The 26319-nt window shown below is 46.9% G+C and carries 17 protein-coding genes and 2 pseudogenes; 8 read left to right on the top strand and 11 right to left on the bottom strand.

The features are described from left to right. Positions 1–61 precede the first annotated feature (61 nt). The 5 genes from G7083_RS11110 to G7083_RS11130 form a co-directional block, all read right to left on the bottom strand. Positions 62–3112: an efflux RND transporter permease subunit gene (locus G7083_RS11110; RefSeq protein WP_166014828.1), complete on the bottom strand. Its 3051-nt coding sequence runs from the start codon at positions 3110–3112 to the stop codon at positions 62–64. Next, complete coding sequence (locus G7083_RS11115) at positions 3112–4206, bottom strand: efflux RND transporter periplasmic adaptor subunit (RefSeq protein ID WP_166014829.1); 1095 nt, start codon at positions 4204–4206, stop codon at positions 3112–3114. Before G7083_RS11115 ends, G7083_RS11110 begins: the two co-directional genes overlap by 1 nt. Positions 4207–4439: 233 nt before the next feature. Further along, positions 4440–5036, bottom strand: coding sequence for an ABC-type transport auxiliary lipoprotein family protein (locus G7083_RS11120; RefSeq protein WP_166014830.1), 597 nt, complete (start codon positions 5034–5036; stop codon positions 4440–4442). Positions 5037–5038: 2 nt separating this feature from the next. Continuing rightward, on the bottom strand, positions 5039–6661 hold the full coding sequence (gene pqiB / locus G7083_RS11125) for an intermembrane transport protein PqiB (RefSeq protein WP_166014831.1): 1623 nt from the start codon (positions 6659–6661) through the stop codon (positions 5039–5041). Continuing rightward, a complete protein-coding gene (locus G7083_RS11130) occupies positions 6654–7982 on the bottom strand; it encodes a paraquat-inducible protein A (RefSeq protein WP_166014832.1) in 1329 nt (442 codons plus the stop codon). Before G7083_RS11130 ends, pqiB begins: the two co-directional genes overlap by 8 nt. A gap of 190 nt (positions 7983–8172) precedes the next feature. On the opposite strand from G7083_RS11130, the gene G7083_RS11135 reads away from it, so the two are divergent. Further along, positions 8173–9900 (top strand): mechanosensitive ion channel family protein, encoded by a 1728-nt coding sequence (locus G7083_RS11135; protein WP_166014833.1) that lies wholly within the window; start codon positions 8173–8175, stop codon positions 9898–9900. 81 nt (positions 9901–9981) lie between these two features. On the opposite strand, the gene G7083_RS11140 is transcribed toward G7083_RS11135, so the two are convergent. Further along, entirely contained in the window at positions 9982–10806 is an 825-nt protein-coding gene (locus tag G7083_RS11140; protein ID WP_166014834.1) for a TonB-dependent receptor, read from the bottom strand. A gap of 602 nt (positions 10807–11408) precedes the next feature. On the opposite strand from G7083_RS11140, the gene G7083_RS11145 reads away from it, so the two are divergent. Both G7083_RS11145 and fabV read left to right on the top strand, forming a co-directional pair. Further along, on the top strand, positions 11409–13664 hold the full coding sequence (locus G7083_RS11145; RefSeq protein WP_166014835.1) for an acyl-CoA dehydrogenase: 2256 nt from the start codon (positions 11409–11411) through the stop codon (positions 13662–13664). A gap of 213 nt (positions 13665–13877) precedes the next feature. Continuing rightward, positions 13878–15080: an enoyl-ACP reductase FabV gene (gene fabV / locus G7083_RS11150; RefSeq protein ID WP_166014836.1), complete on the top strand. Its 1203-nt coding sequence runs from the start codon at positions 13878–13880 to the stop codon at positions 15078–15080. A gap of 226 nt (positions 15081–15306) precedes the next feature. Here the strand turns inward: fabV and infA are convergent, their stop codons facing one another. The 3 genes from infA to aat form a co-directional block, all read right to left on the bottom strand. Further along, positions 15307–15525 (bottom strand): translation initiation factor IF-1, encoded by a 219-nt coding sequence (gene infA / locus G7083_RS11155; protein ID WP_166014837.1) that lies wholly within the window; start codon positions 15523–15525, stop codon positions 15307–15309. Between the two features lie 83 nt (positions 15526–15608). Next, complete coding sequence (locus G7083_RS11160) at positions 15609–16310, bottom strand: arginyltransferase (protein ID WP_166014838.1); 702 nt, start codon at positions 16308–16310, stop codon at positions 15609–15611. Between the two features lie 3 nt (positions 16311–16313). Beyond that, complete coding sequence (gene aat / locus G7083_RS11165) at positions 16314–17045, bottom strand: leucyl/phenylalanyl-tRNA--protein transferase (RefSeq protein ID WP_166014839.1); 732 nt, start codon at positions 17043–17045, stop codon at positions 16314–16316. Between the two features lie 336 nt (positions 17046–17381). On the opposite strand from aat, the gene aroA reads away from it, so the two are divergent. Beyond that, complete coding sequence (gene aroA / locus G7083_RS11170; protein WP_166014840.1) at positions 17382–18668, top strand: 3-phosphoshikimate 1-carboxyvinyltransferase; 1287 nt, start codon at positions 17382–17384, stop codon at positions 18666–18668. A 57-nt stretch (positions 18669–18725) separates the two neighbouring features. Here aroA and G7083_RS11175 read toward each other — a convergent pair whose 3' ends face one another. Further along, the gene (locus G7083_RS11175; protein ID WP_166014841.1) at positions 18726–18989 is read right to left on the bottom strand and encodes a YciN family protein; all 264 of its coding nucleotides are present in this window, start codon (positions 18987–18989) and stop codon (positions 18726–18728) included. A 540-nt stretch (positions 18990–19529) separates the two neighbouring features. Here G7083_RS11175 and topA point away from each other — a divergent pair. Beyond that, positions 19530–22157 (top strand): type I DNA topoisomerase, encoded by a 2628-nt coding sequence (gene topA / locus G7083_RS11180; RefSeq protein ID WP_166014842.1) that lies wholly within the window; start codon positions 19530–19532, stop codon positions 22155–22157. Positions 22158–22370: 213 nt separating this feature from the next. Here the strand turns inward: topA and G7083_RS11185 are convergent, their stop codons facing one another. After that, positions 22371–22535 (bottom strand): hypothetical protein, encoded by a 165-nt coding sequence (locus tag G7083_RS11185; RefSeq protein ID WP_166014843.1) that lies wholly within the window; start codon positions 22533–22535, stop codon positions 22371–22373. A gap of 130 nt (positions 22536–22665) precedes the next feature. Between G7083_RS11185 and glgC the strand changes: the two genes are divergently transcribed. The 3 genes and pseudogenes from glgC to G7083_RS11200 all read left to right on the top strand — a co-directional run bounded on the left by glgC (position 22666) and on the right by G7083_RS11200 (position 26309). Beyond that, positions 22666–23883, top strand: a complete 1218-nt coding sequence (gene glgC, locus G7083_RS11190) for a glucose-1-phosphate adenylyltransferase (RefSeq protein WP_166014844.1) — start codon at positions 22666–22668, stop codon at positions 23881–23883. Between the two features lies 1 nt (position 23884). Continuing rightward, positions 23885–25338 (top strand): annotated as a pseudogene (gene glgA / locus G7083_RS11195) (glycogen synthase GlgA). A 165-nt stretch (positions 25339–25503) separates the two neighbouring features. Beyond that, positions 25504–26309, top strand: a pseudogene (locus G7083_RS11200) (alpha/beta hydrolase). Positions 26310–26319: the final 10 nt, after the last annotated feature.

The raw sequence follows: 26319 nt of genomic DNA on the forward strand, positions 1-26319 counted from the left end.
CCGTTCGGAGCCTTATTGCTTTGGGGGATTGGGTTTGGGAAGGTTGAGATTGGCCGCCAGATTAGGCTGTGGTGACTTTCACTCTAAACAGTACCGCATAGAAAAGCGGGATCACGACTAAGGTTAGAATGGTGGCAAACAGCAAACCAAACATAATCGTGACCGCCATACTCTTAAAGAATGGGTCTACCAGCAACGGAGCCACACCTAAAATAGTGGTGAAGGCTCCGAGTAACACTGGGCGCGCGCGGCTGATCGCAGCATCAATAATCGCGAGGTAGGCGGTTTTGCCGGCGCGAATTTCTACATCGGCTTGGTCAACCAACACAATGGCATTTTTTACCATCATACCGATCAGGCTTAAAAAGCCTAAAATCGCCATAAACTCAAAGGGCGTTTGGAAGGTGATAAGCCCAATCGTGACACCGACCACCGCAAAGGGTGCCGTCATCCAAATTACGAGAGGTTGGCGCAGCGCGTTAAACATAAAGACCACCGCCAGAATCATCGCCGCAAAGCCATACGGAGCCGAAATGACCAAGCCTTGGTTAGCATCTTTTGCGGATTTGTGTTCGCCATACCAAAGTAATTGGTAACCCGCAGGCAATTCAATTTGCTCGATTTTGTCACGGACTTGGTTAAAAGCATCGCTGGTCATGACGCCGGGCGCAGGATCGGCTTGTACCAAGATAGTCGGCATACGGTTGATGCGGCGTAATAGGGCATCTTGATAAACGATATCGACCGAGTCGATCAACTGACTGACCGGAATGTAGCGGCCAGTTTGGGTGCTAAACACAGCGCTATTTTCAATCGATCGCTCATGGTTACGTTCGTTTTCCGGTGCTCGAACAATCAGTGGGATCAAATCATTGCCTTCACGATAGACTCCAACACTGCGTCCATTCAGCGTTTGTGCAATGGCACTGCTGATCTCTTGGGTGGTTAAGCCAAGGCGCTGAGCTTCTTGTGTGGAATAGATTGGCTGCAATACTGGTACTTGCTGACGCCAATCATCTTGTACGGCGATAAGGTTCGGGTCATCGTGCATGATGGTTTTGGCTTGTTCCGCTAATTGGCGCAGTACACGGCTATCAGGGCCTTTGAAACCAGCTTCGATTTTTTTACCGCCACCACGGCCAAGCATGAATTTCCACACCTTGATCGAGGCATCAGGGTATGTGGTGTCCAGCTCAGCTTGCAACTCGGCAACCAGAGGGGCAATTTTGGTGTAGTCATCAATATCAATCAGCAGTTGACCGTAGCTTGGGTTGCCCGGCTCAGGCACATAAGTCAGCATAAAACGTAAACCACCACCACCAATAAAACTAGTGATGTTAGTCACGCCGGCTTTGGGTCGAACGTGTTGCTCAATACTGGCGACGATTTGTTCAGTACGACGAATGTCCGAGCCTTGGGGTAGAGAAATATCGACCACAAACTGAGGACGTTGTGACTCAGGCATAAAGCCGGGAGGAATAAATTGTGCGCCCCATACGGCAGCGATTAGGGTGCCGAATAACAGTAAGCAGCTTAGTGTGCGGTGGCCAAGTACCCATTGCAATACGTGTTTATAGCCGCCAACCAGTGCGGAAGGTTTAGCGTGCTGATGTTGTGCTTTAACTTTTAAAAAATCATGACACAGCATTGGGGTGATTGTGATCGCCAATACCCAGCTTAATAACATCGAATAGAGGATCACCCAAAATAGTGAGCCGGCGTATTCCCCCATATCGGAGGGCGAAAGGCCAATCGCGCTGAAGGCACAAATGCCCACCACAGTGCCGCCAAGCAGTGGCCATTTAGTGGCATTGACCACATCAGAGACGACTTGTGATTTATCGGCATTCGGCTCTTTTTGCAGGCGTACTAAGATGCCATCGGTCACCACGATCGCATTATCGACTAACATGCCGAGTGCAATGATCAATGCGCCAAGAGAAATACGCTGCATGGCGATGTCATCGATCAGCATGATGCACAGAGTACCGGCGACCGTCAGTAGAAGGACAAAACCGATGATGATCCCAGAGCGAACGCCCATAAACAGCAGTAACACCACAAAGACAATTGCCACCGCCGCGATCAAATTATCAATAAAATTAGCCACCGACGCGCGCACGGAGTCAGACTGCATGGAAATGGTGTGTAACTCCATGCCAAGTGGGCGTTGGCTGTCTAATTCCGTTAGCCGTGTTTTAACCGCATCGCCCATTTCGACCACATTGCCACCTGTGACATTTGAGATCCCTAAACCAACGGCGCGCTGGCCATTGTAGCGCATTAACATTGAGGCAGGTTCGGTGTAGCCACGGGTAAGGTTAGCCACATCGGCCAGACGTACCACTGTATTGTTGTTGCCCACTGCGACTTGCAAATTACGCAGATCGGCTAATGAGCTAATATTGGCTGTTGGGATCACGGGAATACGCATCTGCTCGGCATCGACACTGCCCGCTACAGTGACTAAATTCTGTTTTTGTAGCACTTGCAACACGCGTTCGACCGATAAACCAAATTCGGCCATCCGCTCGCGCGAGATTTCGATGAAAATCGCCTCTTGTTGTTCGGCTAAGGTAGCGGCTTTGGCAACCCCTGGTACTAACACCAATTCTCGGCGTAAACCATCAACATAATCTTGCAGTTGTTTGTCGCTGAAGCCTTCACCCGTCACGGCATAAAACAGCGCGTAGACATCGGCAAAGTCATCATTCACTATCGGCGTGCCGGCTCCGGGAGGTAGTTGACGCTCGGCATCGGTGACTTTGCGGCGTAATTTATCCCACACTTGCTGTAATTGTGCCGCCGATTTAGCAAATTCCAGTTTGATCTCGACCGTCACTTCGGAGCGGCCTTGCATTGACACCGATTTGACCTCTTTGAGCTCTTGTAGGGCCTGTACTGCACCTTCAATCACATCGGTGACTTCATCGGCCACTTCTTGTGCGGTTGCTCCGGGATAACTGGTGACGATCACCGCTTGGCGGATCACAAATTCAGGGTCTTCAAAGCGGCCTAGCTTAAGGTAGCTGATATAGCCGCCGATTAAGGTCAGCGCGATCAACACCCAAACGCTGGTGCGTTTAGCCATGGTATAACGTGCAATATCCATTATTGAGCTCCGTTATGATCCGTGTATGGTCGAACTGGCATACGGTCTCGTACGCTAGAAACGCCAGCGATAATCACTTGCTCGCCAGGTTGTAAGTGCTGCTTGATCACGACGCGATCTTTATAAATGGTGCCAATGTCCACATAGCGCTGTTCGGCTTGGTTTTGAGCATTGACGACCCAGACAAATTGTTGGCCTTGATTATCTGGTACTAAGGCGGTGATGGGTAAGGTGATCAACCGGTTTTCATCCTCGGCATCTGTGGCGACGGGAAACACTTTGGCTGACATGCCGGGCATGACTCGCAGCCCGTGTAAATCTTCAAAACCAAGCACCACCGAATAGGTTTGTGAATCGGTATTGGCTTGAGTGGAGTAGGTACGCAATTGAAGAGGGAACTGCTGACCGGGGATGGCGCTTAGCTCGGCGATGGCTCGCGTATTGCGCACACCGGACAGCATGACGCGATGCGGGATCTCAATCGCCACTTCTAAATCACTCAGATCTTGTAGGGTCATGATCAGTTGATTGGCTTGTACTTGGGCAAAATTTTCAAGCAACTTTTCACTGATGATGCCTGCAAACGGTGCGGTGATTTGCGTGTATTCCAGCTTGCGCTTGGCTTCTTCCACTCGGTTTCTGGCCAGATCATAACGATTGGTGACATTATCCAGCTCGGCTTTGGAAATAGCTTGGGTTTTTTCATAAATCGCGGTTGCGCGGCGGTATTCTTGCTCGGTATTTTTCAGCTCTAATTGAGCCGTCGCCAGTGTGGTTTTCGCATCTCGCGCATCAAGCGTGGCCAACAGTTGACCCTGTTTGACTTGATCGCCTTCTTTTACCTCTATGCTGTTTAAACGACCACTGATCCGAAAGGCGAGATCAGCACGCTTAGCCGCTCTAACGACCCCGTTAAAGGTTAGGTCGGAGGCGCGCTGGCTAGCGACAATTTCGACTAAGGCAGGTTTAACCACATGGGCTGGCGTGTTGACCGGTGGCGCTTCGCCACAAGCCGTTATCAGTACTGTGGCACAAATGATTAGACTAAGAACGGTACGTTTGGCGACCATACGGCGGATAACCGGCGGATTCATGGGGCTGTGCTCCTCAATTTTATTATTAGTAAGTGGGTTGGGCATACAATCTGCGTGGTCAATCAAGGCCTCGCTTAATGGAGTAACATTTACCTTAGGTTGTTTGCTGATTATTTTGTAATGAAACCCAGTAACCGTTTGCGCATCATAGATTGAGTAAAAACAAAAGCTAAACCTGTTAGCCTACTCTGCCAGTCAGTGCACATTTTCTGCGATAGAATACCTTGACCAACTCAATTATTAGGCAAGGATTGTTGTAACAATATTTGCTTAATCTGAGTGGTGAGTTGCTCTAAGCCTAATGACAGTGCCTCGACCAGTGCGGGATAACCTTCATCGGTTAGTGGTACATCAAACGAGAAATCTTGTCTAAGCAAGCGCACTCCTTGTGGACTGAATAACTCCCAACTGCCGGCTAGCTCGGCATTGCCAGTATAAGCGCCGTTAAATCGCTGGAGTTTCACTTGTAGTGTGTGATTTTTTTGTTGAGCATAGTGAGCATTAAAAGCTTGCGGCCAATAGCTGACAGTCTGATCCCGGCGCAATTGATCGATGATGAGCTCGGTCAGTTGCGGGCTTAAACGTTGTGCCCATTGGTTGTATTTGGCTTCAATCACTTGCGTTGCGGATTGGCGATAAATAATGCCAGCCTTATCTAAATAAGCGGCTAACTCGACCGGTTGCACGATCAGCAAGGTCGAGGGTGGAGTGTGTGTCGTGTGATTTAACGTACTGGAGTGTGGCAATAGGTAAAAGTTGATTTGCGGCTGTGGAGCGGTGCTGCAGCCAAGTAACGTGATGCTTAACAACATCAATAGCCATTGTTTCATGGTTATTTTCCTTGTGCTGGGATAGGGTCTGCGGCGTTATTGTCACCAAAAATCAGCGCATTCGGTTTTTCATTAATGGTGCGTATTACCGGTTTAAATTCGGCCATGACTTGGTTGAGCTGATCTAATGTGGTTTCGAGTTCCCGATAAACGGTCGACTGTGGGCCAAATCCAGCTAAGGTTGTCTCAAGCTGTTTGAGGCTGACGCGGATATCGGCCGGCAAGTTTTGTGTCGCGGATTGATTGATCAAGCGTTCCGCGGAAGCCAACAATTTTTCCGAGGTTTTCAAGGTGCTATTAAGTGACTCAAGCGTCTTATCCATCGGCAATCCATTGAGTTTGCGAAGTAAATCGGTGACCTGTTTTTGTACTTCAGCAAAGCCGCCGGGTTTGGTTGGAAACAGTGAGTAGCCATCGAACTCTTTCAATGTCTCCAGTGGCTCTTCAGGAAAATAGTCGGTATCAATATACAAAGCGCCAGTGACTAAATTGCCGGTTTTTAAGGAGGCTTTTAGACCCTTAATAAATTCTTGTTGTATATGAGATTTAAGCGTCGGCAGATCGACTTTGTTGAAATTATCGTATACGCGGCCTAATTCAATGCGCACTAACACAGGGATCCGATTGCTATTAATATCCAGATCCGATTGGCGGGTACGCAGTGGCACTTTACTCACGGTGCCGATACGTAAACCACGATATTCGACTGGGGCGGAGGCTTTGAGTCCACGTACTGATTCATCAAACATCATCACAAATTCAATGTAATCATCGTACATGTCTTCGTGGATCTGTTTGAGATCATCAAACAGCCGAAACTCAGTCAACTGCTCGGTCACTGGTTGACCAAAATCTTCTTCTTGCAGCAGGCCAAACGTTACGCCACCTTTGAGTAGACTTTCAATCGAACCTAAGCTGAACTGCAGCCCTTCGGCATTAAGTTGTAGATTAACCCCTGAATTGAGCCAGAAAAAAGATCCACTACTGACTAACTTATCGTAAGGGGCAAAGATAAACAGTTGGTATTGCGCGCTTTTGCTGGTGATATCAAATTGAGTTGTTTCCACACGTCCCACCGTAAAACCTTCATACATCACTGGATCGCCAACATTCAATTTTCCCGCTTCTTTATGGGTCAGCACTAAACGTAATCCTTTGGCATCGGGAGGAGCGATGGGGGGTAAATCCATTACGGTGAATTGATCTTGCGCGGTAGTCGATTGGCCGGGTTGCAGTTGAAGATAAGCACCGGAAAGTAAGGTATCGAGGCCAGAAACCCCATCTCTGCCAATCCGTGGCTTCACCACCCAAAACAGCGAATCCTCGCGCAGCATACGCTGGGCATCTTTGGTCATTTGTGCGGTGGCGATAATGTGATCGTAACGCTTGCTCAGTTTAATTTCACTGATCACCCCGACATTGAGATTGAGCGCCTTAATTTGAGTTTTGCCCACTTCAAGCCCATCGGCCGTGGGGAGGATTAAGGTGACTTTGGGGCCAGTACTGTTGACGTACTGAAACAGCATCCACATGCCCATTGCTAGAGCCAGAATTGGGATAATCCAAATCGCAGATAACTGCCTTTGTGACGTAATTTCAGCGTGAGTTTGGCGTTGGTCACTCATAGAAAGCCTTCTTAGTACATTTGGGTTGATGAGGGGCAGGGGCAGGGGCAGACTGCTGCCATAATATTTTTGAATCAAAAATCATCGCTGACAGCATAGTTAAGATCACCACTGCTGCAAAAGAGAGCGCAGCAGGACCGGGATAGATCGCCATTAAATTATTCAGTTGTACTAAAGCCACTAAAATCGCCACCACGAAGATATCGATCATTGACCAGCGGCCGATCAGCTCAGTGACACGGTAAACCTTCAAGCGTTTTAAATTCTGGTGTTCAGGAAAAATATTAAGCTGACCCGCTTGCCAATATAGCCATCCCAAAGCGAACATCTTGGCGATGGGAATAAAAATACTGGCGATGAAAATCACCATTGCAATCGGATAAGAGCCGAGCTGCCATAGTAAAATCACGCCTTGCATAATGGTTGAACCTTCTGATTTACCTAGGCTCACCGTGTACATCATTGGATAAAGATTGGCCGGAATGTAAAAGATCACCGCAGCCAGTAGCAATGCCCAAGCATATTGTAGATTGAGCTGTGGATGATAAGCGTGTAGCCGACTGCCACAGCGTACACAGCGTGGTTTTTTGGCGCTGGTCTGCGGATTAATTTGCTGACAACAATGGCAATTCGTGTGGTTATCGCTGCAATGGGTCTCTCCTGCCTGAACATTATGAGTTGGTTGCGCCGCAATAAAATGCTGCCATAGCCAGTAACGGTCAATCAGAGAGACGGTTTTGACCAGCAAAACGGAAAATAGACAAAATGCCCAAAAAGAGTTGCCCATTGCCACCTCTGCCAGTGAAGCGATTTTAATCAGACTCACCAGTACCCCAATCAAAAACACATCGACCATTAACCAAGGCTGAACTTTAAATAGCAACCTGCACCCATACGTTGCGATTTTCACTTCGCGCTTAGAAAGTGAGCGGTGCTGAGTTTGTGCCGCTTGGTAATACATGGTGAGGATCAGTAGTAGATATAGGGCTGGCAGTAAGATGACGGTGGTAAAAAGTAGCAGTGCCAAGAGGATATTCTGATATTCACCGAGCATTTTTGCGGCATTCAACAGGGTAATTTCTTGGGTTAGACCCTGAATGCTAAACGACAGGAAAGGAAATATCAGACTGAGTGTTAGCAATGAGAGACAACTTAACGCCAACGCAATGACCGTTTGATAGGGATGCTTATGACTTTGAGTCAGTGGGTGATGGCAACGTGGGCAGCGAGCGATTTGTCCTTGAGCTAAGCTTGGTAGACGCGTAACGAGTCCACATTCATCGCAACTAATCAAGTTATGCTGGTTTTTGTCCGTAGTCATAGGTGCTATTGGTCGCTAATATGCCGTGAAACAATTCTACATGCTTGAGAATAAAGTGATAGCTGAAGATAGCGAGTTTAGCTACTACGTATTTTGATTCAGCGTTGGGTGATGAATGAGCACTATCAAAATGAAAGAGTGATGATCCGGTGATGTCTAGCGTGACCAAGATTTTAAGAGGAAAGTAATAATGATAGAAAAAATCGGCGCTAAGGTGTTGCCGCATTTGGGATGGGCTGCTTGTTTGTTGCTTCTAGCAACCCAAGTCTGGGCCAATAACCCACCTGAAGTGGGATCTTTTGCTGAGGCAGATAATGTGGTTGTGGAAACGCCTATTTCTGAACTCGAGCACGACATTGATCAGACTAAGCGTTATATCAATGAACTTTCGGTAACGCTCAACCAAGCGACCGGTGATGTGCGTGATGCATTACAACTGCAAATGTTTCAGAAAAATGCTGAGCTAAGAAAGAGTTTGGCTAAAGCCGTGGCCGAACAAAAGGTAGCCAAACCGAAGCTGATTGAGTTGGTCAATACCCAGCAGAGCTATACTGAAGAGGCGACACGCTATATTTCAAAACGGCTTAATTCGCTAACCAGTAATTTTGATAAGGCGTCACATGAAGAAAAACTGTCTTACATTGCGACCTATCGTGATTTACACCAATACCTTGATACGACCTACCATTCCAGTTTGGAAAATATGAATTGGTTAAGTCAATTAGGTATGAATACTCGCGAGATTACAGAGACGTTAACAGAGCGAGTTAATCAGCGTTTACGCTTGCAATCCGCCTCGTTGGAGTACCTAAACCAGCAAATTAGCGTGATTGATAGCCAGATTAAATCCAGTCCTGAATCGGAAAAAGCCAACTTACAATTGACGCTGCTCTTTACTCAGCAAAGGTTAGATATTGTTACTAAAAGCTTGCGCTCAGTCGTCGAGATTGCCGATAGCCTAGCAATGGAAACCGCCGATTATAAGCGGCAAATTTTTCAAGTGACAGGCAGTATTACTCAAGATGTATTGAATACTCAGGTAGTGGTGTCTATCGTTCGTCATTGGTGGAATGCCGGGCTAAATTGGCTAACCAGTGATGCGGTACAGCATCTGTTTCAATTAGTGATCTTCTTATTAATTGTTTTGGTCGCCAAAGGGGCTGCGCAAATCACACGTAGCATTGTACGTTTTGTGGTTAGTTCGAAAAATATCCATTTCTCCCATCTTATGCAGGACTTTTTTGTTTCGATGTCTGGCAAAGCGGTTTGGGTGATTGGCATCCTGGTTGGGCTATCGCAGTTGGGTTTAAACCTTACGCCAGTATTAACTGGTTTTGGGATTGCTGGGGTCATTATGGGTTTTGCTTTGCAAGATACCTTATCCAACTTTGCTGCGGGCATGATGTTATTGATCTACCGTCCGTTTGATGTGGGGGATTTTGTTAATGCGGGTGGAGTTGACGGTAAAGTGAGTCACATGAGTTTAGTCAATACCACGATCCGAACTTTTGATAACCAGATCATCATAGTGCCGAACAGCAAAATTTGGGGTAATGTAATTAAAAATGTCACTCATGAAAAAATTCGCCGAGTAGATATGGTGTTTGGGATCGGCTATAGCGACGATTTGCTCAAAGCGGAAGCTGTGCTCACCGATATTGTTAAATCACACCCTGCGGTTTTACGTTCTCCAGAACCGAATATCAAGGTGCATACGCTCAACACATCTTCAATTGATTTTATTGTGCGCCCTTGGGTAAAAACCGAAGACTATTGGGATGTTTACTGGGATGTGACTAAGCAAGTCAAATTGCGCTTTGATCAAGAAGGTATTTCGATTCCGTTTCCACAACAAGATGTGCATTTGCATCTGATTGATCAGCCCTCTGTGGTGCTGGCGAACCGGCCAACGGTTTAATCTGCAATAGACCTAGCCGCCAATAACGGCTAGGTTTGCTGACCGTATAATGATGCGTTTAATGTGCACATCACTTTAGGATTAAAAACGTCGATCGAGAGAAAAAAACAGGCTTTGGCGATCACCAAAGCCAAACTCTCCGAGTAGATACCAACTGTCATTGATTTGATACTGGATGCCAATAAGGGGATTCCACTGGGTTTGCAGACGCTGCTTGACTTCAAAGCCGGCATCTTTGGGGAGCAATCCGGTCAGTTGGCTAGGCAAGCCGAGATCGGCCAGTGAGCCATGGAGTGTTTGCTCTACATCTTGATACATAGCGCCAGCCCAAATCCGGAGCGGTTGCCCATGCTGATTAAAATCGTAGCCAATGCGCGGTGATATCACTAGCGCATCAATACTGCCATCAATCACGGTCAAGCGGCTTTGGGTCAAGCTAGCGTCGACTAACGCAAACCAGTTCTGATAGCCACCAACCAGCACCACACCAAATCCGGTGGTGTAACCATCAAGCTCCAAACGAAAGTCTTTGATCGGGATCGGTAATGAGCCCAAATTGAGGGTGACATCGGTGGTCGAGTAGCCATCTAACTTACCGACTAAGCCATACAAATTGAGAAAGGGAAACAGCCACACATCGGCACGTAAGGTCAGTACATCGGTATATTGGCGGCCAGGTTCTGCGTTCAATGTCAGCGGTAAACCTGCGAGCCCTTGGATAGCAATGGAATCTACATTGATCCCTTGTTCCATGGTCATATAGCTTAGGCTAAAACCGATGGGTTTGGGTAATTCATAGCCCAACGCTTGTGCTTGTTCTTTCCAAATCGGTAATGAAAATGCCTCGGCACTGACACGGCTAGAGAGGGCAACTAAGGTGAGTGTCAGCAGTGTTATTAATTTCATGCAATTGGCTCAACGGTATTATCCCCCTACTGACAACGCCAAATAGTTTGGGGATCCCAGCAAAATGTGTGGGAGAAATGAACAAGTATTACCTAATTAACAGGCAGATAACCATGGTTTCCGATCCGTGAAGGCCATTGGGGGCGGATGATACTCTGAGATTTACTGCAAAGTAAATCGATAAGCGGGTCGTTAAGGTACGGCTTTGCCACATAAAAAAACGCCCAAAACAAACAGGTTTTGGGCGTACACAAGTATAGGAGTTAATAAAAAGGAAAAAGCAGCGTAATGGGTGACAGTCAGTCGAGATACAAGTTTGACGGCCAGTAAAACTCTCAAAGCTCTGTCAATCACCTTTATTCAGACTGGGGGTTTGCTAAAGAGTTCCGAGTGTTTGCAAAAAAAGAGAAATTTTTTTTGCGGCTGAGCTCAAGCTTAATTTGCGTTTATGCCGAACAATCCTAACCTTGTGATTAAACGATAGATCCCATTCTTGGTTGTCAGAGTTGCCGTACGCTAAGTCGTCAACAATAATCAAGTACAACCAGGTGCGATTAATCACCCACCATAACAATATCACTGGTGAACAAAAGGATCTGAAGATGAGTTCTCTACGCAGAAAATGGATTAGTGACCCCGTTTTTAAACTTTTTAAACAACTGTTGCCTCCGCTGTCTCCCACAGAGAAAGAAGCGATGGAAGCGGGCAGTGTATGGTGGGATGGCGAGTTGTTTTCTGGTAAGCCCGATTTTACTAAGCTACATCATTATCCTAAGCCCACCTTGTCTAGCGCAGAACAAGCTTTCATTAACCGAGAGTTGGAAACCCTGCTTGGGATGCTGGATGATTATCAAATCGTCAAACAAGATCGTGATTTACCCCAAGAGGTATGGGATTACCTACGCCAACAGCGATTTTTTTCTTTGAATATATCCAAACAGTATGGTGGACGCCAGTTCTCGGCACTGGCTAACTCGAGCATCGTCGCACGGATTGCGACTCGCAGTGTCAGTGCCGCTGTGACGGTTATGGTGCCCAATTCATTGGGTCCTGCAGAACTGTTGTCCCACTATGGTACTCAAGCGCAAAAGGATTACTGGTTGCCGCGTTTAGCCGATGGTCGTGATATTCCTTGCTTCGCCCTGACTGGCCCAGAAGCGGGATCGGACGCGGGCAGCATTCCCGATCAAGGAGTGGTCTGTTATGGCGAGCATGAAGGTCAACAAGTGCTTGGGATCCGTCTGAGCTGGAATAAACGCTACATTACGTTAGCACCGGTCGCCACGGTGCTCGGACTCGCCTTTAAACTGTATGATCCAGACCATTTACTCGGCACGCAATCCGAGATTGGCATCAGTTGTGCACTGATCCCTGCGACTCATCCCGGCGTTGAAATGGGCGAGCGTCATGATCCACTGGGCTTAGCTTTTATGAATGGACCTACGCGCGGTCATGACGTATTTATCCCGATCGATTGGCTAATCGGTGGCGCTGAATACGCGGGTAAAGGCTGGCGAATGTTGGTGGAATGCCTTTCGGCTGGGCGGGGGATTTCGCTACCAGCATTAGGTGCGGCGATTGGTCATTTGACGGCGCGCACTACGGGGGCTTATGGCTATGTTCGTCAGCAGTTTGGCATGTCGATCGGTAAGTTTGAAGGCGTGGCCGAAGCGATGGGGCGTATTGGTGGCTTAACCTATTTGCTGGAAGCCACTCGCACGTTAACTACCACGGCATTGGATTTAAAAGAAAAACCTGGGGTAATTACGGCGATTGCCAAATACCATATGACTGAAATTGGCCGCACGATTTTAAACGATGCAATGGATATTCATGCCGGACGCGCGATTCAAACTGGGCCGATGAACTACCTTGCAACCCATTATTTAGGCGTGCCAGTAGCCATTACCGTGGAAGGGGCGAATATTTTAACCCGTAATCTGATGATTTTTGGGCAAGGTGCGACCCGTTGTCACCCTTATGTGCTTAAGGAGATGGCGGCAGAAGCTAACCCAGATCAGCCACAAGGGGCACAGCAGTTTGATCAACTGCTGTTTAAACATATTGCTCATGCGACCAAAAATAGTTTTGGGGCATTATTTGCCGCTTTAACCGGTTCGCGTTTTATTCACGTTGAGATGAGTGGTGCCACCCAGGATTACTATCGACAGATGACTCGTTTAAGCCGCGCACTCGCGGTGAGTGCTGACATGGCAATGTTAACATTAGGCGGAGGGCTAAAGCGTAAAGAGCTTATTTCAGCCCGTTTTGGTGATGCGTTAAGTTATCTGTATATGGGATCTGCGGTACTGAAAAAATATGAAGATGAAGGTCGTCATCAAGCGGATCTCGATTATGTGCATTATGCGATGCACTACTGTTTATACCACGCAGCCAAAGCGCTCAATCAAGCCTATCGCAATTATCCTATTTCAGGGATTGGCTTATTGCTCAAAGGGCTACTGTTCCCGCTTGGCAATCACTTTGCGCTACCGAGTGACGAATTAGCGTTGAAGATTGCCGAAAGCTTAATGACGCCGGGAGCGCATCGTGATCGCCTCACGCAACTTTGTTATATCGGTAAAGGCGAAAATGACAACATTGGATTGATTGAAAGTGCGTTTTTGGCCATGTACAACATTAAAGGCTTAGAACGTAAGCTACAACACGCGGTGAAACAGGGCAAAGTTGATCGTAAGGGGAAATTGGTCGATCGCTTAGCGCAAGCGCAACAAGCGGCAATCTTAACGGCTGATGAAGTGGCGTCGATTGTCGCTGCCGAAAAATTACGCAGCCGTGCGATTCAGGTTGACCATTTCAGCCATGATTTTTCGCAAGTGCATACCCGCCAAAGTTAAGTTCAACCGTGTGAATTCTGAAAATCATAATGTATTTAGGGCTTCTGTACAGAAGCCCGCATTATTTTTAACAGTGAATGGAGTGAGATTAATCGAAAATTTGCGCTATTGAGTGCTCCAACCACTGACCATTTTCGGCGAAATGAAGAGAAATTAGATGCGATTTGTGTCTGAACCTTTTATCCTAACCACGATTTTTTAAGGAAGTTGAATATGATCATCAAACCTAAAATTCGTGGATTTATCTGTACAACAACCCATCCGGTCGGTTGTGAAGCGAACGTAAAACAACAAATTGCCTACACTCAAGCACAAGGCCCGATCACTAATGCACCGAAGCGCGTGTTAGTGGTGGGTTCATCAAGCGGCTATGGTCTCTCATCACGCATCGCAGCCGCATTTGCGGGTGGTGCGGCGACCATTGGGGTGTTTTTTGAAAAACCGGGTACTGACAAAAAACCAGGTACCGCGGGTTTCTACAATGCTGCGGCATTTGACAAATTAGCCCATGAAGCCGGTCTGTACGCGAAAAGCCTCAACGGTGATGCTTTCTCGAACCAAGCCAAACAAAAAGCGATTGAGCTGATTAAACAAGATCTCGGTCAAATTGATTTGGTGGTTTACTCACTGGCTTCACCAGTACGTAAAATGCCAGAAAGTGGTGAATTAGTCCGTTCTGCACTGAAACCGATTGGTGAAACCTATACCTCGACGGCGGTTGATACCAATAAAGATGTGATCATCGAAGCGAGTGTGGAGCCTGCGACTGAGCAGGAGATTGCCGATACCGTGACAGTGATGGGTGGTCAAGATTGGGAGCTGTGGATCCAAGCGTTAGATCAAGCCGGTGTGCTGGCTGAAGGCTGTAAAACTGTAGCTTACAGCTACATCGGTACCGAGTTGACTTGGCCAATCTATTGGGATGGTGCGCTTGGTCGTGCCAAGATGGATTTAGACCGCGCCGCGAGTGCCCTCAACCAACAGTTGGCAAGCAAAGGCGGTAGCGCCAATGTGGCCGTGCTGAAATCGGTGGTGACACAAGCCAGCTCAGCCATTCCAGTGATGCCACTGTATATTGCTATGGTGTTTAAGAAAATGCGTGAGCAGGGCGTACACGAAGGCTGCATAGAGCAGATCTATCGTATGTTTAGCCAACGTTTATACAAACCAGATGGCTCGGCCGCTGAAGTGGATGAGGACAATCGTCTGCGTTTGGATGATTGGGAATTGCGTGATGACATTCAACAGCATTGTCGTGAGTTGTGGCCACAAATTACCACTGAAAACTTGCGTCAGTTGACCGATTACGACATGTACAAAGAAGAGTTCATCAAGCTATTTGGTTTTGGCATTGAAGGCATCGATTACGATGCAGATGTTAATCCAGAGGTTGAATTCGCGGTTATTGATCTCTGATCAAACGCTGTTTACTGCAAACCGTGTTTACTGCAAGTCCTGTTTACTGATAGTCATAAAGGCGCGTTTTGCGCCTTTTTTCGTAATCAACCGGATTGTTGAAGCGGGGTGAATCTGTTCAGTCAGAGTCGTCCAATAGGCTCAATTAATAATCCGTCGGTAGTTTCTCGCCACAACAAAAAGCGGAGCTTAAGCTCCGCTTTTTGTTGCGTTCGGAAATCAGTGATTAACGAGCACGGAAGACGATGCGACCTTTAGACAAATCGTAAGGAGTCATCTCTACAGTGACTTTGTCACCGGTCAGAATGCGGATATAGTTTTTACGCATTTTGCCAGAGATGTGAGCGATCACAATGTGACCATTTTCAAGCTCTACACGGAACATTGTGTTAGGAAGAGTATCAAGGACAGTGCCTTGCATCTCAATTACGTCTTCTTTAGCCATTTAATCCTCTTTAGAAATTTGGCGATCTTTAACGGCGCAGGATTCTGCCATTAAACGTTCAATATGGGAAGTTTCGGCGTATTCTACCCTTGCCAACGTTGATTTACTAGCCTTTGATGCGGATTGAAACGGACTTTGTAGTTCATAGCCGGGCATTCATCGATTTGATATCCCAAATAAAGCCACTGTTTTCCGGTCTGTTGGCAATAACTCAACTGACAAACCACAGCTAAGGTGCCCAAAGAAAGCGGTACTTCTGGGTCATAGAAAGTGTAAAAGGCACTGGCGCTGTTGGGCAGCAGATCGGTTACCGCAATCGCCACCAACTTTTGGGCGGCGTAGAGATGCAAATATTGCGTATTGAGCCAGGTTGCCCCCGCAAACTGGGCAAATTCGTCTTTATTGGGTGGATACATTGAACCGTGGCGATGACGAGCGCAAATGTAGCGCTGGTAAAGATCATACCAATTTGGATCCAATTCCGGTTTCAGTTGCCAGTGCAAGGTTTGATTAAGCTGTTTAAGCAAGCGGCGTTGACTTGAACTTGGCACAAAATCGGCTACCGCCACCCGCAGTGCTTGACAAGCGTGGCACTGATCGCAATGTGGTTTATAAATGGTCTCACCACTGCGCCGAAAGCCATTAGCCAGTAAAATTTGATAATTCTTAGCCGATTGCATTGAGGGATCGATAGCTACGGCAACCCGTTCCATTTGATCTTTCAAATAGCTACAAGGATGGTTATTGGTTAAGCCAATCCGAATGGATTGCCGCTCGAAGCTCATCGATTAATCCTTAACCGTACTCGGTAAGATGGGCGAGGTGAGCCACTGTGGGGTAAAGCAACCTGCGCAGAGCGGCTGGTCTCTAACCGCAAGTAATGTCTGAATAAACTGGTCACGGGTGAGGGTCGTCGCTCCTAGCGATTGCAAATGTGGATTCATCACTTGGCAATCAATCAGTTGTCCTTGGTGGCGTGAGAAATGGTCGCAAAAATACCACAGTGCAATTTTGGAAGCATTGTTTGCGAGGCTAAACATCGATTCGCCACAAAACAGTTGCCCAACGGCAATTCCATACAATCCGCCGACTAATTGCTCACCTTGCCACACTTCAACCGAGTGGCAGTGACCTTGCTGTGCCAGCTCAGTATAAGCGGCACGCATCTGTGCATTCAGCCAGCGCTGATCGGCCGGACGAGTTAACGCGCATTGTTCGATCACTTGCGGCGTAGCTTGGTTGAGGCTGACTCGATATTGCCACTGGCGTTGATACTTCTGCACACTTTTGGCTGGACGAAACTGGCTAGGGTTAAATACCGCTCGTGGTGCAGGGCTCCACCATAAAATAGGATCTTCAGGGCCATACCAAGGAAAAATACCATTATGATAGGCGGCTAAAATTCGCTGCGGATTGAGATCTCCGCCAAACGCCAGCAGTCCGTTAGGATCTTCTAAAGCATCAAATGGAGACGGAAACCTCCAATCGTCCACGCCTAATTCAGCGAGATAAATAGCCATTGTGTGGGTTTACCTTAGCAGTGCTGGCAATAAATTGGCTCCACCAGTGGTTTAGAGCCAATCCGTAATGTGAAAATTTGAGTTTACAATCAGTAGATCTTAATGATTTTTAAGGTATTTGCCAATCTGCTGACTTGGTCACCGTCCCGGAACAGTATCTTATGCATAAAGAGAAATAAATATTCATACTGGATCAGATTAAGGCTAGCGCGGGCGCGGGAATTTGGTTAGTCTGCGGAGACGAAAAATTTTCGCGGCAACCCATAGCTACAGGACTTTCCGTTACAGGATTATCAGCTACAGGACTTTCAGCGACGCAAGGAAACACAACATCTAATGGAAAGCTTGACTCTACAACCGATACCTCTCATCTCTGGAGAAGTGAATCTTCCCGGCTCGAAAAGCGTGTCAAATCGCGCGCTATTACTGGCGGCATTAGCCTCTGGCACCACCCGTTTGACCAATTTGCTCGATAGCGATGATATTCGCCATATGCTTAATGCATTGACTCAACTAGGGGTGAATTATCGTCTTTCTGCTGATAAAACCACTTGTGAAGTACAAGGTTTGGGTCAAGCCTTTACTTGCGCTCAGCCATTAGAGCTGTTTCTAGGCAATGCAGGTACTGCGATGCGTCCTTTGGCTGCGGCGCTCTGTTTGGGACAAGGTCAATTTGTATTGACTGGTGAGCCTCGCATGAAGGAGCGTCCGATTGGCCATTTGGTGGATGCGCTGCGTCAGGCTGGAGCACAAATTGAGTATCTGGAGCAGGAAAATTTCCCGCCACTGCGCATTCAGGGTACCGGTTTGCAAGCCGGTACGGTGTCGATCGATGGTTCCATCTCTAGCCAGTTTTTGACCGCATTTTTAATGGCCGCTCCGCTGGCGCAAGGCAAAGTCACCATCGACATTATGGGTGAGTTGGTGTCTAAGCCTTACATCGACATTACACTGCACATTATGGAGCAATTTGGGGTGCAGGTGATTAACCATGATTACCAACAATTTGTGATCCCCGCTGGGCAATCTTATGTTGCGCCTGGTGACTTTTTAGTTGAGGGGGATGCCTCTTCCGCCTCTTATTTCCTGGCTGCGGCAGCCATCAAAGGTGGTGAAGTCAAGGTAACGGGGATTGGTAAAAACAGCATTCAGGGTGACATTCAATTTGCCGATGCGTTAGAGCAAATGGGCGCGCAGATTGAGTGGGGCGAAGATTACGTGATGGCACGGCGCGGGCAGCTTAATGCGGTGGATCTCGACTTCAACCATATCCCGGATGCCGCGATGACGATTGCGACCACCGCACTGTTTGCTAAAGGTACCACGGCGATCCGCAATGTGTATAACTGGCGAGTCAAAGAGACCGATCGTCTAGCGGCGATGGCGACTGAGCTGCGTAAAGTTGGCGCACAGGTTGAAGAAGGGGAAGATTTTATTGTGATCACGCCGCCGGCTAAGTTAACCCATGCGGCGATCGATACTTACGATGATCATCGAATGGCGATGTGCTTTTCACTGCTCGCCTTGAGCGATACACCGGTCACGATTAATGACCCTAAATGCACCTCCAAAACCTTCCCAGATTATTTTGAAAAATTGGCGCAATTAAGTCACAAGAGCTAGCGTTGCACTGAACTCGATATCATCGATGATGATCAAAGTCTCATGACGAGGCTTTGATCATTTTTGCAGGGTAAATTTTTGCAAGGTAAATTGTGGCGACAGTTGATGGGCGAGGTATTTGAACATATTAAATACGGCGGTGGTTTTCACGCTGGGCAGACCTTGGTCAGTGAGGAAATATTCGCCTTTAAACACTAACACGCCTTCTTTTTCCTCTACTTGCGTTGCACGCATTCCGTCAAGGTAATGTTCATGATTTTGAATTATGTGATTGGCGATCAGTAATAGGTCAAATTCGGTGATCGGTTGTTTATTGCTCATGGTGATAGCTCGTTACGCTTAAAAAGCGCCAGTATACTGGCATAACGCCAAGGGTTAAAAGTAAAGTCTTAAAGGCTAAGAATTAAAAGCTAAGGGCTATACCCTTCCTACTTGAAGCTGCAGCGGTGTTGGCTACGTTTGTTCACCCCAATCACATAGTTTGCCTATGCTCATGGGGATTCACTCACTTGCCGCCTACCTGCAACTCCAAGTTGTTTGGGTATAAAAGTAAAGGGTTGATGGGGTATCGTCAGTCGAAAAAGAGTGAGCTTGGGCGACCAAAGTGTGAGTTATGGCATAGTTCGCGGTTTTTTTCGCGCTGTTAACTGCACAGGGGTCGCGGCACAGTGAGCTTCACTTTAGTATGGACGCGTTTTTGCGCGCGGAACAACATTTCGTCGATTTGTCGAGCAAATAAAAAGCTTTTAGAAAAAACCAGTTGATCTTCTGGTTATCTGGCTCGATAGTAAAAAAAGAATTACATTTTAGAACGTCATGCGATTTATATATCGCCCAATGATGAAGGACAATTGAGTCAATATGGGTAAATCACTCGTTATCGTCGAGTCACCAGCCAAGGCTAAAACTATTAATAAGTATCTTGGTAAAGACTTTATCGTAAAATCCAGTGTGGGGCACGTACGTGATCTGCCTACTGCTGGGCAAACTACCACGACCGCGAAAGCGGCTAGCTCGACTAAAAAACTCTCAACCGCTGAGGATAAAGAGCAGCAAAAGCGTGACAAAGAACGCTCAGCGCTGATCAAAAAGATGGGGATTGATCCCTATCACGGATGGGATGCCAACTATCAAATTCTGCCCGGCAAAGAGAAAGTAGTCGCTGAGCTGCAAAAGCTCGCCAAAGACGCAGACAGCGTTTACCTTGCAACCGACTTGGACCGCGAAGGAGAAGCTATCGCTTGGCACCTGCGTGAGATCATCGGTGGCGATGAGAAGCGATACAAACGGGTCGTGTTTAACGAAATCACCCAAAATGCGATTCAACAGGCGTTTAAACAGCCGGGCGAATTGAATATGGATGGCGTTAACGCTCAGCAAGCGCGTCGCTTTATGGACCGCGTGGTGGGCTTTATGGTCTCGCCGCTGCTGTGGAAAAAAGTGGCGCGAGGTCTTTCTGCCGGTCGGGTTCAATCCGTCGCGGTAAAGTTATTGGTTGAGCGAGAACGTGAAATTAAAGCGTTTGTGCCAGAAGAGTTTTGGGATATCAACGCTGATACTTTAACCAGTGAGCAGCAAGATTTCCGACTGCTGGTGGCACAAAAAGATAATGTCGCGTTTAAACCGATTAACCAAAGCGAAGCATTGGCTGCGGTGGCCACGCTTAACCAAGCACAGTTTGAAGTGTGCAAGCGTGAAGACAAGCCAACCTCAAGCAAACCGAGCGCACCTTTTATTACCTCAACCTTGCAGCAAGCCGCGAGTACGCGTTTGGGCTATGGGGTGAAAAAAACCATGATGCTCGCTCAGCGCTTGTATGAAGCGGGTTACATCACTTATATGCGTACTGACTCTACCAATTTGAGTGCAGAAGCGGTCGCCAACCTGCGTGATTACATCACCCAACAGTATGGTGAAACTTATTTACCAAGTCAGCCGAATGTGTATGGCAGCAAGCAAAATGCGCAAGAGGCACACGAAGCGATCCGTCCTTCGGATGTCACGGTGACTGCCGAGCATCTGCAAGGGATGGAAGCCGATGCCCATAAGCTATACGCGCTGATCTGGAATCAATTTGTGGCTTGTCAAATGACCCCTGCACAATACGATTCAACCACTGTGAGTGTGAAAGCGGCAGAATATACGCTTAAAGCCAAAGGGCGAATCCTAAAATTTGATGGTTGGACGCGTGTGCAGCGTCCACTTGGCAAGAACGAAGATCAGATTTTACCGGCGGTGAAAGTGGGTGAGCGCCTGCAATTAGTCAGCCTCGATCCTAAACAGCACTTTACTAAGCCGCCAGCGCGCTTTACCGAAGCGGCATTGGTCAAAGAGCTTGAAAAGCGTGGTATTGGCCGTCCATCAACCTATGCTTCGATCATCTCCACCATTCAAGATCGTGGCTATGTCAAAGTTGAGCAGCGTCGTTTCTTTGCCGAGAAAATGGGCGAAATTGTGACCGATCGCTTAGACGAAAGCTTTGATGATTTGATGAACTACGATTTTACTGCGCGGATGGAAGAAAAACTCGACCAGATCGCCGAAGGCGATGTCAATTGGACCGCGGTATTGGATGAGTTTTTTGCTGATTTCAGTCGCGATTTAACCACGGCCGAGCAAGATGAAAACGTCGGTGGTATGAAACCGAATCATATTGTTATGACCAATATCTTGTGCCCGACCTGTGCGCGGCCAATGGGGATCCGAACTGCATCGACTGGGGTGTTTTTAGGTTGCTCAGGTTATGCATTACCGCCCAAAGAGCGCTGTAAAACCACCATCAACTTGAGTGATGAAGAGGGTATTATCAATGTCTTAGAAGAAGATGTTGAAACGGCAGCACTGCGTGCCAAAAAACGTTGCCCAATTTGTGAAACCGCGATGGATGGTTATCTGATTGACGATAAGCGTAAGCTGCACGTTTGTGGTAACAACCCCAACTGTGAAGGTTTTATCGTTGAGCAAGGTGAGTTCAAAGTTAAAGGCTATGAAGGGCCAATGGTTGAGTGCGATAAGTGCAGCTCAGACATGGTGTTGAAAAATGGTCGTTTTGGTAAGTACATGGGTTGTACTAACGAAACGTGTAAAAATACCCGCAAGATCCTGAAAAATGGTGAAGTGGCACCACCAAAAGAAGATCCGGTGCATTTCCCTGAATTGCCATGTGCTAATTCGGATGCCTATTTTGTGCTACGTGATGGCGCATCTGGTCTGTTTTTGGCCGCGAGCAATTTCCCGAAATCGCGTGAAACGCGGGCTCCCTTAGTCGAAGAACTCAAGCGTTTTGCTGAACGTTTACCCGAAAAGTACCAGTATCTGACCACTGCTCCAACTCATGATCCTGATGGTTTAGCTGCGGTCGTGCGTTTCTCCCGTAAAGAGAAAGAGCACTATGTGCGTACTGAGACGGACGCTAAACCCTCCGGTTGGTTGGCTGTCTACCAAGATGGTAAATGGTTGGTTACCGATAAGCGTAAAAATGCCAAATAGTTTTAACTGGTAAAAATTTAACAGATATTTTCTTTCTAATTACAAGGCAGCTTAGCTGCCTTGCTTCGTTTTTGATTCTCACCGCCAATTTACTCAGTTGTTACTCACATTTCGTTAACATTTTTGCAATTAACTTACGGGAGTGTGACTTAAGAGTCAGTCTTACACGCAAAGGCTCCTTACTATCAAAGACACTACTCAATTTGAGGTTATTTAACCTGTTATCGCATTACCTTGCGCAATACTTGGTATCCCAAACGCGAAAGATTTTTCGATTTGATTTTTATCGTTGCTGCTGCTCGTTTTTAGTGCGCAAATGATTAAAAATTGATTGGTATTCGGCGATAAATTCGATAACTTATAATCAACCGATTGCATTTGTTGTTCCGTATCTTGATAGTTGTACTGATTAACTGACAGTTGGTTAGCATGGAGCTCCGCACCATCCCCCCCTAAAGTAAAGATTATTTTGTGGTGCGGTAAATAATATAAAAATGGAGAATGGTATATGGCTGGAGTATTAGGCATGATTTTGGCGGGTGGTGAAGGGTCACGGTTGAAACCGTTGACAGAAACCCGTACCAAACCGGCAGTTCCTTTTGGTGGTAGCTATCGCTTAATTGACTTTGCATTAAACAATTTTGTCAATGCGGATTTAATGCGGATTTATGTATTAACTCAGTTTAAATCGCAATCTCTTTACATTCATATGAAAAAAGGCTGGAACCTCTCTGGGATCACCGATCGTTTTATCGATATTATTCCTGCGCAGATGCGTGATGGTAAACGTTGGTACGAAGGAACGGCGGATGCGATTTATCAGAACTTACGTTTTGTGGAAATTGTGTCACCGGATCAAGTCTGTATTTTTGGCTCAGACCATATCTACAAAATGGATATTCGCCAAATGCTCGATTTTCATCGTCGGATGGGGGCTGAGCTGACGGTCTCCGCACTGCGCATGCCGATCAGCCAAGCATCTCAGTTTGGCGTGATTGAAGTTGATCAAAATGGCAAAATGATCGGCTTTGAGGAAAAACCCAGCCAGCCGAAATCGATCCCAGGCGAGCCTGAGTGGGCACTGGTTTCAATGGGCAACTACATCTTCGAAGCAGAAACGCTCAGCAAAGAACTGCGTGAAGATGCTGAAAATAACCAGTCCAGCCATGATTTTGGTAAAGACATCATCCCTAAAATGTTTCCGCGTGGCCAAGTGTACGTGTACGATTTTACCACCAACAAAATTAAAGGGGAGAAAGGGGCGGCCTATTGGCGTGATGTGGGTACCATTGAGTCTTATTGGTCAGCGCATATGGATCTGCTCGACAAAGATCCCTCTTTCTCTTTGTATAACCGTCATTGGCCATTGCATACTTACTATCCACCACTACCGCCTGTCACCTTGGTGGATGTCAAAGAGAAGAAAAATAAAGTAACCGACAGTTTGCTTTCGGGAGGTTGCTATATCCAAGGTGCGACGATTTACAAATCGGTACTCGGTTTTCGCTGTAATATAGCCGCTGGCTCTTTGATTAGTGAATCGGTGATTTTGGGTGATGTAAAAATTGGTGCGGGATGTATGATTAAGTGCGCGATTATCGATAAGAATGTAGAAATTGCCCCCGGAACCATTATTGGTGAAGATTTGGAATTGGATAGAAAACGCTTCCACGTTTCCGATGAGGGGATAGTGGTGATTGAAAAAGGCAGTAAGGTAGGATTTTAGAATGGAACAGCTCAACGTTTGGTTTACCGTTTCAGAAGTACAGGGGCTGGTAAAAAGTGGTGGCTTGGCCGATGTCGCGAAAGCATTACCACAGGCGTTGAAAGCGTTACATCAGCAGGTGGCCATTGCGCTGCCTGCTTATCGCGCAGTGCCGGGCCGAGAACACGCAGAGCTGGTGCTGAACACTGAGCTCACCCATTGGCCGCATACTCAATATCGAGTTCTGAAATGTGATGTGGAAGGTATCCCGGTCTATTTAATCGATTGTCCCGTTTATTTTGACCGCCCAGCGTTGTATGCGGAGAGTAATCAGGCGTACGCCGATAACGGTGAACGGTTTGGTTTTTTCTGTGCCGCGTGTTTGGATGTATTGCCTAAGTTAGGCATCCAGCCGGATATTATTCACGCTAATGATTGGCACACCGGTTTAGTTCCGTTCTTGCTGAAAACCCGTTATCGCTATGATCCATTTTTTGAGCGGGTCAAAAGTGTGCTGACAATACACAATGCCATGTTCAAAGGGATTTTTTCTTATCATCAACTGGAAATCATTCCGGAGTTAAATTTATCGGGATGGAGTTTTTACAATATGGCTATGACCACGTCAGCATGCTGCGTGCCGGAATTGCCTTTGCGGATAAAATTAATGCGGTTAGCCCCAATTATGCCTCTGAGCTATTAACCTCGTTGGGAGCACATGGGCTGGTGGATGATTTTGTACGCCGAGCGCGCGATTTACATGGCATAGTCAATGGTTGTGATTATCGTGAATGGAATCCTCGTAACGATCACTATCTACCGGTGACTTATAGTGAAGATCCTGATTCAATGCGCCAAGGTAAGGCTTTGTGTAAACAAGCCTTACAAGCTGAGCTGCATTTACCGGTGAGCGATGTGCCTCTATTTGGTATGGTGTGTCGACTTACCCACCAAAAGGGCTTTCACTACCTGTTACCCATTTTAGAGTCTTTTTTGCGTAACCGTGTCCAAGTGGTCATCGTTGGGACTGGCGAGCCAGAGGTTGCCGCTCGGCTGAGTAAGTTGGCGTATCAACACCGAGAGCAATTGGCTTTTGTTGAAACTTATAGTGAACGTTTAGCGCACTGGGTTGAAGCTGGCTCTGATTTTTTCTTAATGCCTTCAGAGTTTGAGGCTTGTGGACTGAATCAGATCTACAGTATGGCTTATGGTACGCTGCCGATTGTACGAGAAGTCGGTGGGTTAAAAGATACGGTCAACGATTACGATAAATTCCCAGAGCAGGCGACTGGTTTTAGTTATCAAGACCCGACACCGGAAGCTTTGCTAATTACTATGCAGCGGGCATTGCTGTTTTATTTGCAGCAGCCAGCAGAGATGAGCAAAGTGCAACAACGTGCAATGCTGCAAAACTTCAGTTGGCAAGTATCAGCCCAAGACTATATCAAGATGTATCAGTTAGCGCGATTTGGTTAACTGAAATTGGAAAACTTGCAAGGCACTACCTCCCAAGGCACTGTTTAGTGCCTTGATTTTTTTAATGCTTTAGTTTTTTATGCTGAGACAACAGTTTCTTACAACTCGCCCGATGCCCAGCTCGCAGATTATGCTAGTCTTGGCCTGCATTATAAAGAGGTGCCAATGACGACGATTGCCGAAAAAGTGCTATTTCATAAAACGTATCACCATCCTACCAGCCATGAGTGGGTGGTTTTTGTGCATGGCGCAGGGGGCAGCTCTGCGATCTGGTTTAAGCAAATCAAAGCTTATCGTCAGCATTTCAATTTATTGTTGATTGACTTGCGTGGGCATGGGAAATCGAATCCCTTACTGAAAGGCTGGATTGCCAATCGTTACACTTTCAAAAGTGTGACACTGGATGTATTGCGCGTGCTTGATCACCTGAAAATTCAGTCTGCGCATTTTGTTGGTATGTCGCTCGGAACCATCATAGTGCGTAATTTAGCTGAGCTTGCCACGCATCGTGTTAATTCAATGGTGCTAGGGGGGCAGTCACGCGGCTCAACACTCGTTCACAAATTTTGGTTAAGCTTGGGCATTGGAGCAAACATATCATCCCATACATGTGGCTATATCGCTTGTTTGCTTACGTTGTGATGCCACAGCGTAGCCAAAAAGAGTCACGTCATCTGTTTATTCGTGAAGCGCAAAAGCTGTGTCAAAAAGAGTTTAAACGTTGGTTCACTTTAACCGCTGAAGTTAATCCTTTGATGCGTTATTTCCGTGACCGTGAATTGCCAATCCCCACCTTATATCTGATGGGTGAGAAAGATTACATGTTCATTCATCCGGTTAAAGAGATGGTGGCGCTGCACGCACAAAGTGAGCTGTACGAGATCCCCAATTGTGGGCATGTGTGTAATGTTGAGCAGCCGGAGCTGTTCAATCAGCATTCGATCGAATTTATTCAGCGTCAGATCCGTTAAACGCGGCATT

The sequence above is a fragment of the Vibrio sp. HDW18 genome (genome assembly GCF_011306175.1).
Taxonomy (GTDB): domain Bacteria; phylum Pseudomonadota; class Gammaproteobacteria; order Enterobacterales; family Vibrionaceae; genus Vibrio; species Vibrio chanodichtyis.

Excerpts from the sequence above, each read along its gene's own strand:
- G7083_RS11130 (WP_166014832.1), bottom strand. The coding sequence starts at position 7,982 with ATGACTACGGACAAAAACCAGCATAACTTGATTAGTTGCGATGAATGT.
- G7083_RS11140 (WP_166014834.1), bottom strand. The coding sequence starts at position 10,806 with ATGAAATTAATAACACTGCTGACACTCACCTTAGTTGCCCTCTCTAGC.
- G7083_RS11160 (WP_166014838.1), bottom strand. The coding sequence starts at position 16,310 with ATGAGCTTCGAGCGGCAATCCATTCGGATTGGCTTAACCAATAACCAT.
- G7083_RS11175 (WP_166014841.1), bottom strand. The coding sequence starts at position 18,989 with ATGAGCAATAAACAACCGATCACCGAATTTGACCTATTACTGATCGCC.
- G7083_RS11135 (WP_166014833.1), top strand. The coding sequence starts at position 8,173 with ATGATAGAAAAAATCGGCGCTAAGGTGTTGCCGCATTTGGGATGGGCT.
- aroA (WP_166014840.1), top strand. The coding sequence starts at position 17,382 with ATGGAAAGCTTGACTCTACAACCGATACCTCTCATCTCTGGAGAAGTG.
- G7083_RS11120 (WP_166014830.1), bottom strand. The coding sequence starts at position 5,036 with ATGAAACAATGGCTATTGATGTTGTTAAGCATCACGTTACTTGGCTGC.
- G7083_RS11145 (WP_166014835.1), top strand. The coding sequence starts at position 11,409 with ATGAGTTCTCTACGCAGAAAATGGATTAGTGACCCCGTTTTTAAACTT.
- fabV (WP_166014836.1), top strand. The coding sequence starts at position 13,878 with ATGATCATCAAACCTAAAATTCGTGGATTTATCTGTACAACAACCCAT.
- glgC (WP_166014844.1), top strand. The coding sequence starts at position 22,666 with ATGGCTGGAGTATTAGGCATGATTTTGGCGGGTGGTGAAGGGTCACGG.
- G7083_RS11110 (WP_166014828.1), bottom strand. The coding sequence starts at position 3,112 with ATGGATATTGCACGTTATACCATGGCTAAACGCACCAGCGTTTGGGTG.
- pqiB (WP_166014831.1), bottom strand. The coding sequence starts at position 6,661 with ATGAGTGACCAACGCCAAACTCACGCTGAAATTACGTCACAAAGGCAG.
- infA (WP_166014837.1), bottom strand. The coding sequence starts at position 15,525 with ATGGCTAAAGAAGACGTAATTGAGATGCAAGGCACTGTCCTTGATACT.
- G7083_RS11185 (WP_166014843.1), bottom strand. The coding sequence starts at position 22,535 with ATGCAATCGGTTGATTATAAGTTATCGAATTTATCGCCGAATACCAAT.
- G7083_RS11115 (WP_166014829.1), bottom strand. The coding sequence starts at position 4,206 with ATGAATCCGCCGGTTATCCGCCGTATGGTCGCCAAACGTACCGTTCTT.
- topA (WP_166014842.1), top strand. The coding sequence starts at position 19,530 with ATGGGTAAATCACTCGTTATCGTCGAGTCACCAGCCAAGGCTAAAACT.
- aat (WP_166014839.1), bottom strand. The coding sequence starts at position 17,045 with ATGGCTATTTATCTCGCTGAATTAGGCGTGGACGATTGGAGGTTTCCG.